This window comes from Kitasatospora sp. GP82 (assembly GCF_029892105.1).
In the GTDB taxonomy this organism is placed as follows: domain Bacteria; phylum Actinomycetota; class Actinomycetes; order Streptomycetales; family Streptomycetaceae; genus Kitasatospora.
Genome location: NZ_JARZAJ010000036.1, coordinates 51,411 through 64,148, shown reverse-complemented (window position 1 = coordinate 64,148; position 12,738 = coordinate 51,411). Strand labels below are relative to the sequence as shown.

At 71.5% G+C, this 12,738-nt stretch carries 11 protein-coding genes; 5 read left to right on the top strand and 6 right to left on the bottom strand.

Features of this window, described 5'->3' with window-relative positions; all coding sequences use genetic code 11:
• The coding region (locus P3T39_RS28555) for a phosphoenolpyruvate carboxylase (protein ID WP_280702025.1) at positions 1-435 on the top strand (435 nt) is incomplete at its 5' end.
• 141 nt (positions 436-576) lie between these two features.
• Here the strand turns inward: P3T39_RS28555 and P3T39_RS28550 are convergent.
• On the bottom strand, positions 577-1,842 hold the full coding sequence (locus P3T39_RS28550; protein ID WP_280702023.1) for an FAD-dependent oxidoreductase: 1,266 nt from the start codon (positions 1,840-1,842) through the stop codon (positions 577-579).
• Positions 1,843-2,118: 276 nt separating this feature from the next.
• Positions 2,119-3,372 (bottom strand): MFS transporter, encoded by a 1,254-nt coding sequence (locus P3T39_RS28545; protein WP_280702021.1) that lies wholly within the window; start codon positions 3,370-3,372, stop codon positions 2,119-2,121.
• Between the two features lie 150 nt (positions 3,373-3,522).
• On the opposite strand from P3T39_RS28545, the gene P3T39_RS28540 reads away from it, so the two are divergent.
• Positions 3,523-3,891: an ArsR family transcriptional regulator gene (locus tag P3T39_RS28540; RefSeq protein ID WP_280702018.1), complete on the top strand. Its 369-nt coding sequence runs from the start codon at positions 3,523-3,525 to the stop codon at positions 3,889-3,891.
• Between the two features lie 229 nt (positions 3,892-4,120).
• Positions 4,121-5,011: a polysaccharide deacetylase family protein gene (locus P3T39_RS28535; RefSeq protein WP_280702016.1), complete on the top strand. Its 891-nt coding sequence runs from the start codon at positions 4,121-4,123 to the stop codon at positions 5,009-5,011.
• 42 nt (positions 5,012-5,053) lie between these two features.
• Here the strand turns inward: P3T39_RS28535 and kdpB are convergent, their stop codons facing one another.
• Complete coding sequence (gene kdpB / locus P3T39_RS28530; protein WP_280702014.1) at positions 5,054-7,204, bottom strand: potassium-transporting ATPase subunit KdpB; 2,151 nt, start codon at positions 7,202-7,204, stop codon at positions 5,054-5,056.
• 464 nt (positions 7,205-7,668) lie between these two features.
• Between kdpB and P3T39_RS28525 the strand changes: the two genes are divergently transcribed.
• Positions 7,669-8,196: a universal stress protein gene (locus P3T39_RS28525; RefSeq protein WP_280702012.1), complete on the top strand. Its 528-nt coding sequence runs from the start codon at positions 7,669-7,671 to the stop codon at positions 8,194-8,196.
• A gap of 136 nt (positions 8,197-8,332) precedes the next feature.
• Here P3T39_RS28525 and P3T39_RS28520 read toward each other — a convergent pair whose 3' ends face one another.
• The 3 genes from P3T39_RS28520 to P3T39_RS28510 all read right to left on the bottom strand — a co-directional run bounded on the left by P3T39_RS28520 (position 8,333) and on the right by P3T39_RS28510 (position 11,922).
• A complete protein-coding gene (locus tag P3T39_RS28520) occupies positions 8,333-10,852 on the bottom strand; it encodes an ATP-binding protein (protein WP_280702011.1) in 2,520 nt (839 codons plus the stop codon).
• Between the two features lie 228 nt (positions 10,853-11,080).
• On the bottom strand, positions 11,081-11,602 hold the full coding sequence (locus P3T39_RS28515; protein ID WP_280702010.1) for an Lrp/AsnC family transcriptional regulator: 522 nt from the start codon (positions 11,600-11,602) through the stop codon (positions 11,081-11,083).
• Positions 11,599-11,922, bottom strand: coding sequence for an SAV_915 family protein (locus P3T39_RS28510; RefSeq protein ID WP_280702007.1), 324 nt, complete (start codon positions 11,920-11,922; stop codon positions 11,599-11,601). Before P3T39_RS28510 ends, P3T39_RS28515 begins: the two co-directional genes overlap by 4 nt.
• 333 nt (positions 11,923-12,255) lie before the next feature.
• Between P3T39_RS28510 and P3T39_RS28505 the strand changes: the two genes are divergently transcribed.
• A complete protein-coding gene (locus P3T39_RS28505) occupies positions 12,256-12,672 on the top strand; it encodes a DUF3592 domain-containing protein (protein ID WP_280702005.1) in 417 nt (138 codons plus the stop codon).
• Positions 12,673-12,738: the final 66 nt, after the last annotated feature.

The window sequence follows — 12,738 nt, the reverse complement described above, 5'->3', positions numbered from 1 at the left end:
TCAGGCCTCGCCGCCGCCCGCGAGGCCGGACTGGGCGACGTCCTGAAGGAGATGTACGGACAGTGGCACTTCTTCCGCAACTTCCTGTCCAACGTGGAGACCACACTGGCCAAGACCGACCTGCGGATCGCCCGCCACTACGTCGAGCAGCTCGTTCCCGCCGAACTGCACCACGTCTTCGACCAGGTCCAGGCAGAGTACCGGCTCACCGTCAGCGAGCTGCTGCGGGCCACCGGACAGCGTGAACTGCTCGACCGATCACCCGCGTTGAAGCAGACCTACGCGCTGCGGGACGCCTACCTCGACCCGATCTCCTATCTCCAGGTCGCCCTGCTGCGGCGCCAGCGCAACTCCGCGACGCAGGATGCGACGCTCTCGCGGGCACTGCTGCTGACCGTCAACGGCATCGCCGCCGGCCTGCGCAACACCGGCTGACATCCGGGCCCTTCAGGGGCCAACGCGAACGCCAGGGGCGCGAGGCTCTGCTTGATCAACTGCGTGCGCGACCAGCCCTCCACGAAGGTGCATGGTCGTTCGCATACGCAGTTGATCAAGCAGAGTCCCGCGCCCCTGGCGTTATGCGCGATTGGCGCACAGCTCCAGCTCCTGCGGCGGTGCGCTCTCGCCCCGCGGCCCCCCAGCCGGTGGCAGCAGTCCCCTCAGGTCGGCCCGGTAGAGATCATCAACCGACATCACCCCGGCCATGACAGCGAAGTGACGGTCAGTCAACAACGTGTCCTGAGATACGGCGCGCAGCAGGGCGAGCCGCTGGGGCCGGACCTGGAGCCGGGCGGCGAGCAGAGTCGCCCGATAGGTCCGGCCGAGAGTGGCATCGCGCTCCTGCCCGAAGACGGCCGACGCGGCGTCCAGCCGCTCGGGGTCGTCCAGGCGACCGGTGATCCGGTCCGCGAGCAGTTCGGCCTGGAACAGCGCATCGGTGGCGCCGTGAGCGGTGACCGAGTCCTTGTGGTGCCCAGCACCACCGACCAGGACCCAGCCGGGCCCGGCCGCCTGCCGGAAGAAGTTCCGCTGATCGGAGCCGGCCCGGATCAGCCCCGCCGGCTCCGCGCCGCACAGCCGCTCGTACAGTTCGGGGGCGGTGCTCCGGACGGTGTCGAGATAGGCGCGCTCCGGCTGTGACCGCACCGCGCCCGCCTCCGCCTGCGGAAGGTGCGCGGCCACCATGGCAGCCCCGCCACGGGTGCCCAGCACGCTCACTCGCCGGCCCGGCCGCTCGTGGAGTTCCAGCTCCGCGGGCAGGTTCTCCCAGAGGGCGTAGTAGGCGCAGGTGGCGGTGGAGTCGCTGCGGGTGAACGGCGCCCCGGCGAGGTGGGCCACGGTCGAGTGCATCCCGTCGGCACCGACCACCAGGGCGGCGCGGGCCCGTTGAAGCCTGCCGCGAGGGGCGGTGCGGTACTCGACTCCATGGACCCGGCCGGTCCCGTCGCGGAGCAGCCCGACCACGGTGCAGCCCTCACGGAGCTCCGCACCGGCCCCGGCGGCGGCCTCGCCGAGCAGGCGGTCGAGGACTCTGCGCTCCGGCGCGTGGACGGCGTCCTGACCGAGGTAGAAGGGCATGCGGCCGTCCAGCCTGATGTCGGCGACCCGGTGCAGGCTGCGCCGCAGGGGCGGTACGCCTGCGCCCCTGAGCCGCTCCAGCAGCCCCCAGGAGGCGAGCCGGGCCACCGCGGGCAACCGAAGGACGTCGACACGGCGATCGTCCCGGGGGGCGACGGCCCGTTCCAGCACCAGGACTCGGTGGCCCGCATCGGCGAGCAGCATCGCGGCCGATGCGCCGGCGCAGCCCGCGCCGACCACGATGACGTCGTACTTCTCGGACATTCGGGCTTCCTTGAGGGTTCTTCCGGTTCTCTCGCACATCCCGCCCAGGGCAGTGACGGCGACCGGGGTGTGGTGGCGGATCAGGGGCGGACATGCCGGGGGCCGGGTCGGGATCACCAGTCCAGAGAATTCCTTCTGAAAGGTTTGTTCTCTGCCTGCGACCCGGCCCGGCCCTGTTCCCTGACCACACCCCTGGCATTCGCGCCGATCGGGGCTCACCGCGCTCACGGCTGCGGTGTTCGCGCCGCTCTTGGCGTCGGCGCCCTACCGGCGGTTTCAGCCCTGCCGAGGCTCGGAGATCCGTCCCCGCAGACTGGCGACCACGGCACCGCCGGCCAGCGCCACCAGGGTCATCGCCACACCGAAGATGGTTGCTCCCGTGGAGAGGCCGACCGCGTCACTCAGGTAGCCGACCGCCACCGGGAAGAGCCCGGCCGGGATGTAACCACCGGTGTTGAGCGCGGCGTTGGCCTCGGCCAGCCGGGTGGACGGCACGCTGGAGTTGAGCAGCGAGAGGCCACCGAGCTGCCCCAGGCCCTGTCCTGCGCCGGCCAGGACGGCCGCGATCACCAGCAGCACCACCGAGGCAGCGTGCACCGCGAGCATCAGTGCCACCATGCTGAGCGCCGTGCTCAGCGCGCCCATCAGCAGGATGGCCGGCGCCTTGAGCTTCTGAACCGCGAACTGCACACCGGTGGCGGCCGAGAACATCACGAAGGCCATCGCACCCGCGACCACCCGGCTGGTGGTGCCCAGCAGGTCGGAGAGGAGCGAGGGGCCGAGCGAGAGCACGAACGAGGTGGCGGTGATGCCGGGCGCGAACACCACGATGCCCAGCAGCAGTTGGACCCGGTTGGCGCGCGGGACCGACGGCACGCGCACCCAGGAGCCGCCCTTCACCGCACCGGCGGCCTTCTTCGGCAGCGGCATCCGCAGCACCACCAGCACGGCGGTGACCAGCAGGACGATCTCGACCAGGAAGATGGTGACGGTCGGGCCGGGCAGCGTCTCCGAGAGCACGCCGGCGCCCAGCGGGCCGAGACCGGCGCCCAGCACCATCGCGGCCGAAGCCAGCAGGGCGGCGAGCCGCTTGCGCGCGGGTCCGCCGACGTCGGTGACAGCGGCCATACCGGCCGAGACGATGGCACCGATCGCGATTCCCGTCAGCAGTCGGGCCACCGCCAGCGCGAGCACCGAGCCCGCCGTCGCGAAGATGACGCAGGCCAGTACGCCGAGGCCGAGTGCCGGAAGCAGCACCGGCTTGCGCCCGAGCCGGTCGGAGGCCACACCCGCCACCAGCAGGGTGCCGAGCAGACCGACGATGTAGCAGGCGAAGATCACCGTCAGGGTGCCCTTCGAGAAGCCCATGTCGTGCTGCCAGAGCTTGTACAGCGGGGTGGCGGCGTTCGACAGGATGAAGACCGCGGTCACCGGCCAGGCCGCCAGCCAGATCTCCCGGGTCGGCGCCGACGCGGCCACCTCTGTAACCGTCAACTTCCCTGCGACAGGCGGTGCCTGAAGATCAGTCATCAACTCTTCCTCTCGAACTTCCGGGTCTCCACTACGACTAGACTCGAACATAGCATCAGTACGACTAGACTCGTACATAGAAATTGCTTCTGCCGTCCATAGGCCGCACGAACTACCCCGGAAGACGAACCCGAAGAAGGAGCTGCCACCATGCCGACGCCGAATGCCGCCACCCGGCCCGACACCCCCGCCGACCTGCCCGAACCCCTCTCCGAGCCGAGCATCGAGGAGCTCCGCCTCGAGGTGGTGATGGGCGCCTTGGGCGACCCGCTGCGGATGGGTATCGTCCACAAGCTGCTGGTCGACGCGGAGGACTTCGACCACGCCTGCGGCTGGTTCGGCCTCGACCGGCCGAAGTCCTCGCTGACCCACCACTTCCGCACCCTGCGGGACGCCGGTCTTATCCGGCAGCGCCAGTACGGCCTGGAGCGGCGCAGCCACGTCCGGGTGGCGGATCTCAATGCGCGCTTCCCCGGCCTGCTCGCCCTGGTCGCGGACTGGGCCCCGCAGCCGGAGTAACAGCGGCACGGCGGGCACACAGTGGACCGCGATACGGCCGGTGGCGCCGCAGTCTCCGGCGCCACCGGCACTTGCGCGTCCGCCGAGCGGCACACGGGTGTCCGGCTGCGACTGCGGCTGCGGCCGCGGGGAGTGGGCGCAGGCTGCGGATGCGCCGGGCGGTGGACTCCGTGCCCCGTCCGGGGCGGGTCGGGCCGGCCCCCGAAACGGTGCGTCCGATACTTCAGCGATGACCGATCGTCAGTGTGAATTGTCCAGGCGCCTGTTGCTCACGGCCGGTGGCATGACGCTGTTCTCCGCCTGCGGAACGGTCGGTTCCGAGAGCGGGACGGCGAAGAACACCGCCACGGCCCCGGAGAGCAACCCGGCTCCGGCGAGTTCGCCTGCGTCTTCCAGCGCGGCACCGACACCGCAGCCGGCCGGCACCCCCACACCCGCCGCTCCGTCCACCGCCCCGTCAGCCAAGCCGTCCGGGAAGACCCCGGCCGAGCCGGAGTACTACGTGCACGGCGGCCCCATGGAACTGGCCCTGACACTCGACGACGGCCCCAGCCCCGTGTACACCCCCCAGGTGCTCGCCATCCTGCGCCGGCACGGCGTCACCGCGACGTTCTTCCTGATCGGCGCCAATGTCGAGAAGTTCCCGGACATCGTGCGCCAGATCGTCGACGACGGTCACCACCTGGGCAACCACACCTGGTCCCACCCCGATCTCGGCACACTGTCCGCCGGGCAGACCCGGGACGAGATGGAACGCACCAGCGACATCATCGCCCGGTCCGGCCGGGGGCAGCGCCCGACCCTGTTCCGCGCACCCGGCGGTTTCTTCACCCACGCCTCCATGGCCCTGTGCGGGGAGCTCGGGCTGCGGCCGGTGTCCTGGTCGGTCGACCCGAGGGACTGGTCCCGGCCGGGGACCCAGAAGATCGTCGACGAAGTCCTGGGCCACGCTCGGGCCGGATCCATCATCCTCGACCACGACGGCTCCCTCCTCAAGGGCACCGCCCCCGTGCCGGGCAGCCCCGAGGACCGCTCGCAGACCGTCGCCGCCCTCGACACCTACCTCCCCCGCCTCATCGGCGACGGCTACCGGTTCACCGCGCTCGACCCTGCGGCCTGAGAACCCCAGCGGCGCCGTGCCCTGCAATCGCCCCCCCGGGGATCAGAGGTCCGGAATGAACTGCACCAGCAGGTCGATCAGTTTGATGCCGATGAACGGCAGCACCAGACCGCCGAGTCCGAAGACGCGCAGGTTGCGGCCGAGCAGGTCGGAGGCCGAGGACGGCCGGTAGCGAACGCCGCGCAGGGCGAGCGGGATCAGCGCGACGATGATCAGCGCGTTGAAGATGATCGCCGAGGCGATCGCCGAGGTGGGGCTGTGCAGCGCCATGATGTTGAGGTGCCGCAGACCGGGGTAGGCCCCGGCGAACATCGCCGGGATGATCGCGAAGTACTTGGCGACGTCATTGGCGATCGAGAACGTGGTCAACGCGCCTCGGGTGATCAGCAGTTGCTTGCCGATCTCGACGATCTCGATCAGCTTGGTCGGGTTGGAGTCCAGATCGACCATGTTCCCGGCCTCCTTGGCGGCCGAGGTGCCGGTGTTCATGGCGACGCCGACGTCCGCCTGGGCGAGCGCGGGAGCGTCGTTGGTGCCGTCCCCGGTCATCGCAACCAGCTTGCCGCCCTCCTGCTCCTGGCGGATCAGCGCGAGCTTGTCCTCCGGGGTGGCCTCGGCGAGGAAGTCGTCGACCCCGGCCTCCTGCGCGATCGCCCTGGCCGTCAGCGGGTTGTCACCGGTGACCATGACGGTACGGATACCCATCCGACGCAGCTGAAGGAAGCGCTCCCGGATACCGTCCTTGACCACGTCCTTGAGCTGGACCACGCCCAACACCCTTGCCCCGTGCCGGTCGTGGACGGCTACCAGCAGCGGGGTGCCACCGCCCGAGGAGATGATCTCGACCACCTGGGCCGCCTGCGGCGGGAGCACCCCGCCGTTCTCGTAGACCCAGGCGCTCACCGCCGCCGAGGCGCCCTTGCGCACCCGGACGGTCGGACTGCCGTCCGGCCAGCTGAGATCGACACCGCTCATCCGGGTCTGCGCGCTGAACGGGACGAACTCCATCTTCCCGAGCTCCCCCTCCGCCCGCTCACGCAGCCCGTACTGCTTGGCGAGGACGACGATCGAACGGCCCTCGGGGGTCTCGTCCGCGAGCGACGAGAGCTGGGCGGCCTCGGCGAGTTGGGCGGGGTCGACGCCCGGGAGCGGGACGAATCGGGTGGCCTGGCGATTGCCGAAGGTGATCGTGCCGGTCTTGTCGAGCAGCAGCACGTCCACATCGCCGGCCGCCTCCACCGCACGGCCGGACATCGCCAGCACATTGCGCTGCACGAGCCGGTCCATACCCGCGATGCCGATCGCGGAGAGCAGGGCACCGATTGTCGTCGGGATCAGCGCCACCAGCAGCGCGACCAGCACAGTGACCGTCTGCTCGGCACCCGCGTAGATCGCCAGCGGCTGGAGGTTGACGACGCAGAGGATGAACACCACGGTCAGCGTGGCGAGCAACAGGTTGAGGGCGATCTCGTTGGGGGTCTTCTTCCGCTCCGCGCCCTCGACCAGGGCGATCATGCGGTCGATGAACGTCAGTCCCGGCTTGGAGGTGATCCGCACCACGATCCGGTCGGAGAGCACCTTGGTACCACCGGTCACCGCACTGCGGTCGCCGCCCGACTCGCGGATAACCGGCGCGGACTCACCGGTGATCGCCGACTCGTCCACGGCGGCGATGCCCTCGACCACGTCTCCGTCGCCCGGGATCGTCTCACCCGCCTGGACCACCACGAAGTCGTACTGCCGCAGGTCCTCTGCCGCCACCCGCTCCTCGGGGCAGTCCGCCGCGCCGACCCGCCACCTGACCAGCCGTCGGGCGACCGTTCCGGTCCGCGCCTTGCGCAGCGACTCCGCCTGCGCCTTGCCGCGCCCCTCGGCGACCGCCTCGGCGAGGTTGGCGAACACCACGGTCAGCCAGAGCCAGACGCTGATCAGCCAGGTGAACACGCTCGGCGAGACCACCGCCGAGAGGGTGGTGAGCGCCGAGCCGACCTCGACCACGAACATCACCGGGTTCCGCAGCATCAGGCGCGGATGCAGCTTGCGCAGTGCCTCGGGGAAGGAGGTGACCAGTTGCTTCGGGTCGAACAGGCCGCTGGCTGCTCGATGGCGGTGCGCGGACGGGGAGTTCGGCGCGCGGCTGGTGGTGGCGGCCTGGGTGCTGATGACATCCCTCTCGGGAGCCTGATGAAGCATGGGGCGGACCTTCTCGGGCGGGCCTGCGACGGGGTTCGGCATCGGGGCGGCGGACAGCGGGCGGGCGGTGGCGTGCAAGCTCTGAGCTGTGGACTTTGAGCTGGGGGCTAAAGGCTGCCGGTGGACATGGCCCTGGCACGGGCCTCGCCGCAGCCAACCGTGCGGCCGACGCCGCCCGCCTTGGCTCTGACGCCTTCCTGACGGAGCGACTGGGAGAATTGACGCCCGCTTGACGCCTCTGCGACCGCTCCTGTGGGCCGGTGTCAAGGCCGCGTCAAGGTTGTCGGGTGCCGCGTACGGCATGCGTCAAGCACCGGTGACGGGCAGGCCCGGCGGGGGTCCAATGGAGCTGGGAAGTCACCAGGGTCGGCCGGGCCACGGCACGGCAGCGCCCTGCGGTGTTCTCACCCGAGGCGAGAGTCCTCGCCCGAGACCCGGATGGGACCGGATGGGAGCGAATGGCGATGATCGAGAGTACCCGTGTGATCGTGGGGGTCAACGGCTCGCTGAGCAGCCTGGCGGCCGTGCACCGCGCGGTGGAGGAAGCCGCCCGCCGCAACGCGGTCCTCGTCCCCGTCGTCGCGTGGAGCGCCACGGAAGGCGAACGGCTGCGCCCGCTCTCGGAGTTGGAGCACGCCGCCCGCCGCCTGATGGACACCGTCTTCGAGCAGGCCTTCGGCGGCTACCCCGACGGTGTGGTGATCCGCCCGATCGTGGTCCGGGCCGAGCCGGGACCGGCCCTGGTGGCGGTCGCCGACCGGCCCACCGACCTGCTGGTCCTGGGTACCGGCCGACGCAGCCGCCTGCAACACGTCATCCATGGCTCGGTGACCCGCTACTGCCGCGCCCACGCCGTCTGCGAGATCCTGGCGGTCTCCCCGTCCGAGCTGTTGCAGAGCCTGGAGCTCTCCGCACGCAGCGGGGCGCCGATGCCACGCCTCTCCGGCCGCGCCGCAACCTGGGGCCGCCCGGCCGACGCGACCGCACACTGAGGAACCCGGCTGCCGCGCCCCTTGGTTTGCTCGCCCCTGCCCCGTGGGACCCGCCCCGCTTGCTCGACGGGGGTCGGTGCGGCGCCGGGAAGTTCCGGTTTCGCGCTCCTGGGGTGGCGCCTGGGCGGCCGGCGGGTCAGTGGCCGGCTCGGCGAAGGCTGAAGATGAAGGTGGCGCCGCCGGCCGGGGTGTCCTCGACGGAGAGTTCACCGTGCATCGCCTCGACGAAGCCCTTGGCCACCACGAGTCCGAGTCCCATGCCCGTCTCACGTCTGCCGTACCGGGCCGCCGCGCCGGGCTGCGGCTGGAACAGCCGTTGGCGTTCGTCCGGCGGGATCCCCGGGCCCCGGTCGATGATGCGTATGTCGACCCGGTCGGCGACCGCCCCCGCGTCCACTCGTACCGCCGCTCCCGGCGGGGACCATTCCTGGGCGTTGGCCAGCACGTTGGCCAAGGCGCCTTCCAGCAGCCCGAGATCCGCCTCGACCGGCGGCAGGTCCGCGGTCGGACCGACCACGATCTCCGCCGCCGCGCCCGGAAGGCTGGCGATCGCTGCGGCAAGTGCCTCCCCGACCGCCGTCGGATGCAGCGCCACGGGCACCCGCCCGGCCCGCAGCCTGCTCAGATCCAGCAGGTTGGCGACGGAGTGGTTCAACCGGTCCGTCTCGGCTGCGATGGTCTCGGCGCAGTCCCCGCGCTCCGCCCCCGGTAGGCCGTCCGCATCCGCAGAGCGGAGCCGCCTCGCCGCCGTTCTGATCGCGGCGAGCGGGCCGCGCAGGTCGTGGGCGACTGCCTCCAGCAGCGTGGTGTGCAGGGCGTCGGTACGCGCAAGCGACTGCGCGGCGGCAGCCTCGCGGGTCAGCCGTTCGTGTTCCTCGGCCAGTCGTAGCTGGGTGACGAAGGGGCCGAGCAGCCGGGTGTTCTCCTCGTCGATGGCCGGTCCGACCAGGACCAGAACCGTGCCCTGGTCGAGTTCGGCGGCGAACGGCGCGTCCTCGGGCCGGGCGGGCAGCGGGCCACCGGACGAGGCCACCGGGTGCCAGCCCTTCCCGGTCGGCGCGAGGATGCCCGCCGCATCCAGACCGAAGACCCGCCGCAGCTCGGCGAGCAGGCTGCGCAGCGTCCGGCCCTCACCCCGGATCGTCTCCCCCGCCAGCCTGGCCAGGGCGTACGCCTCGGCCCGCGCCCGCGCGGCCTCCTGGGAGCGGCGGGTCAGCGCGTCGATCAGGTGGCTGATGATCGCCGCGACGCACAGGAACACCACCAGCGAGGCGAGGTCCGCGCCATGCCGTACGACCAGGCTGTGCCAGGGCGTGGTGAAGAAGTAGTCCGCGGCGAGCGCGGCCACCAGGGTCGTCGCGGCGGCGGGTGCCGGCCCGCCGATCCCGGCGATGCCCGCGACCAGCAGCAACAGGAAGAGCAGGGCCCCGGAGAGACCGAGGGAGCTGCGCAGCGGCGACAGTGCGGCGGCCAGCGCCACCGCCCCGGTCGGGCCGAGCAGCAGCCCTGCCCGGCTGCGCCGCGCCGAGACGTGCGCGGGCCGTCGGCGGCGCGGGGCCTTCGGCAGCGCGATCCGGTCGGGTCCGGGCGGCGGCAGGATTCGGATGTCGATCGGTCCGGCCAGCCGGATCACCCGGTTGATCACCGAACCGGTGAGCAGTTCCCGCAGTCGCGAGCGGCTGGTCGGCCCGAGCAGGATCTGGGTGGCGCTCTCCGTGCGGGCGAAGTCCACCAGCGTTTGCGCGGCGTCCGTTCCGCTGATCTCGACGTAGCTGCCGTGCAGTTCGCGCAGCAGGGCGCGCTGGGCGGTGAGCGCGGGCGGCTCGGGCTGGAGCGTGCCGTCGTCCAGGCGGACATGGACGCCGATCAGGTCCCCGTGCACCCGGGCCGCCGTCCTGGCCCCGCGCCGGATCAGGTGCTCGCCCTGCGGTGCGCCGTTGAGTGCCACGACGATCCGCTCCTTGGTCTCCCACGGCGCCCGGATGCCGTGCCTGGCCCGGTAGTCGGCCAGTTCCTCCTCCACCCGGTCGGCCAGCCAGAGCAGCGCCAGCTCGCGCAGCGCGCCGAGGTTCCCGGCCCGGAAGTAGTTGTCCAGTGCGACGTCGATCCGGTCGCTCTGGTAGATCTCGCCCTGCGCCATCCGGGTGCGCAGCGCCTCGGGGCTGAGGTCGACCAGCTCGATCCGGTCGGCGGCCCGCGCCACCGCGTCCGGGATCTGCTCGCGCTGGACGATTCCGGTGATCTGCTCGACCACGTCGTTCAGGCTCTCCAGATGCTGGATGTTGAGCGTGGTGGCCACGTCGATACCGGCACCGAGCAGCTCCCAGACGTCCTGCCAGCGCTTGGTGTTGCGGCTGCCCGGGACGTTGGTGTGAGCGAGTTCGTCCACCAGCGCGAGGGCGGGACGGCGGGCGAGCAGCGCGTCCACGTCCAGTTCGGTGAGCACCGTACCCCGGTAGTGCACCGTACGGCGCGGGATCACCGGCAGATCCCCCAGCTGCTCCTGTGTCCCGCGCCGCCCGTACGTCTCGACCAGGCCGACCACCACGTCAAGGCCGCCCGCGCGCAGCCGGCGGCCCTCGGCGAGCATGGCGTAGGTCTTGCCCACCCCCGGCGCGGCGCCGAGGTAGACGCGCAGCTGCCCGCCACCAGCCACGAGGGACCACCCCTCAACCTGCGCCGGTCCGGTGGCTCCACTGCCCGACACCGTCCGGTGCACAGCGCCGGCGACTCACCGACGAGTCGCGGTACCGGTCCCGGTACCAGTCCCAAGATAGCCGCGGTGGCCGCACCTTTCCTTGGGTAGGCACGGCTCCTCGGGTCGGCACGGCCTCGCCGGGGCCGGTCCGGCGGGCCTTGCGGTGTGCCGGGGCGCGGGCCGGGGTCAAGGGGTGGCGCCTCTGGGGAGGGCGGCGGCGCCGGGCGCCGGGAGGGTGGCCGTCACGGCCGGTGGGCCGGGGGTGGCGGTGAGGCGGCGCAGGACCAGTTCGGCGCGGACGTGGGTGGCACCGGCCTGGCGGAGGCCGTGGACGACGGCGTGCAGCTCACGCCGGTCGACGCAGGCCAGGTGCAGCTCCAAGTCCGCCTCGCCGGCCAGGGCCAGGCCGGACTGGACGGCCGGGAAGTGGGCCGCAAGTCGGGTGAAGTCGAGCGGGTCGGGACCGTAGCGAACCCGGACCACGGCCAGGAGCGGCCGTCCCAGGGCGCCCGGGTCCACCTCGGCGCGTACTCCGGTCAGCACGCCGTCGGCGGCCAGCCGCCGTAACCGGGCGTCGACGGCGGCCTCGCTGACGCGCAGCCGCTCGGCGAGCACCCTGACCGGGGCACGGCCGTCGGCGCGCAGCGCGTGCAGCAGCGCCAGGTCCAGGTCGTCCAGCCCCGCCGCCGGTGCGGGTAGTCGCGTCACCGCTGGGGCTCCAGCTCGGAGAAGGGAAACTGCGGGGGGTCGGTGACGGCCGGGGCGACCAGTCTGGGGTCCAGTACGAGCTGCTGGACGCCCAGCGGTGCGATCAGCTGCCGCAGGGCGGGTATCGACAGCTCGATCAACTCCTGCGCAGGGCCGAGAAGCTCACGTGCCGCCGCGGCGGAGCTGAAGGCGCCGACGCAGCGGCTGCCATCGCCACGACGGAAGAAACGTAGTACCCGGACGTCACCGACGGCCCGAACCGGGACGTACCGGACAGTATGTTCGTCGGGCTCTTCAGGAGCGGTGTCAGTGCTGGTCACAGCGGGTCCTCCTGCTGCGAAGCATGGCTCGGGGGATGATTCGGGGGATGGCTCGGGGGATGATTCGGGGGATGGCTCTGCGGATCATCGTCGACCCTCGGTTGGGCACCATCGACGCTAGGCCGGTTTCACCGTAGCGCAACACCTCCTGACGGCGCTTTGACCACCAGCCCCGCTCTCCTGACGCAAACTTGATGGGCCCTGCCGTGGATTCCCGCACCACATGGCGACGGACCTGCGGCATCAAGCGCAGACTGGAGACGGTGACACCGTTACGGAAACCCCACCGAAATTCATGGACGGCCACCGAGCTCCACAGGAGGCAGGGGGACGATGAGCGGCACGGTCTGGGTGTGCCTGGCGCTGTTTGCCGGGCTCGGCGGCGCGGTCGCCGTTCTCGCCGGGCGGGCGGGGCTGAGAGAGATCCGGCGACTGCGCCAAGTGGGTCTGCCCGCGCAGGCGCTGATCAGGTACCGCACCCTGGACGAGGAGGACCGGGCGGGCAGCCCGCGTCCGCTGCTGCAGTTCACCACCGAGGACGGCCGGGTGGTGGAGGTCTTCTCGCCGGTACCGCCCAGCCGAACGCACCGTCTGATCGACGGCGGGCAGGTGTCGATCACCTACGACCCGGACGACCCGGGCCAGGTCCTCGTCGATGGCCGTGAACGCCGCTGGCTGGAGTACGCCTTCCTCGCCTTCGGTGGGACCATCGCACTGGCGACCGCGATCCTGCTGACGTACCGGATCTGATCTCCAAGTCCGGATCTGGGTACACCAATTGGAGGACCTCGGCCGAGGCCCGTCAGAACATGCCCG

Bases quoted from the DNA above. Each gene is read 5' to 3' on its own strand.
- P3T39_RS28550 (WP_280702023.1), bottom strand. From the start codon at position 1,842: ATGTCCGAGAAGTACGACGTCATCGTGGTCGGCGCGGGCTGCGCCGGC.
- P3T39_RS28545 (WP_280702021.1), bottom strand. From the start codon at position 3,372: ATGACTGATCTTCAGGCACCGCCTGTCGCAGGGAAGTTGACGGTTACA.
- P3T39_RS28540 (WP_280702018.1), top strand. From the start codon at position 3,523: ATGCCGACGCCGAATGCCGCCACCCGGCCCGACACCCCCGCCGACCTG.
- P3T39_RS28535 (WP_280702016.1), top strand. From the start codon at position 4,121: ATGACCGATCGTCAGTGTGAATTGTCCAGGCGCCTGTTGCTCACGGCC.
- kdpB (WP_280702014.1), bottom strand. From the start codon at position 7,204: ATGCTTCATCAGGCTCCCGAGAGGGATGTCATCAGCACCCAGGCCGCC.
- P3T39_RS28525 (WP_280702012.1), top strand. From the start codon at position 7,669: ATGATCGAGAGTACCCGTGTGATCGTGGGGGTCAACGGCTCGCTGAGC.
- P3T39_RS28505 (WP_280702005.1), top strand. From the start codon at position 12,256: ATGAGCGGCACGGTCTGGGTGTGCCTGGCGCTGTTTGCCGGGCTCGGC.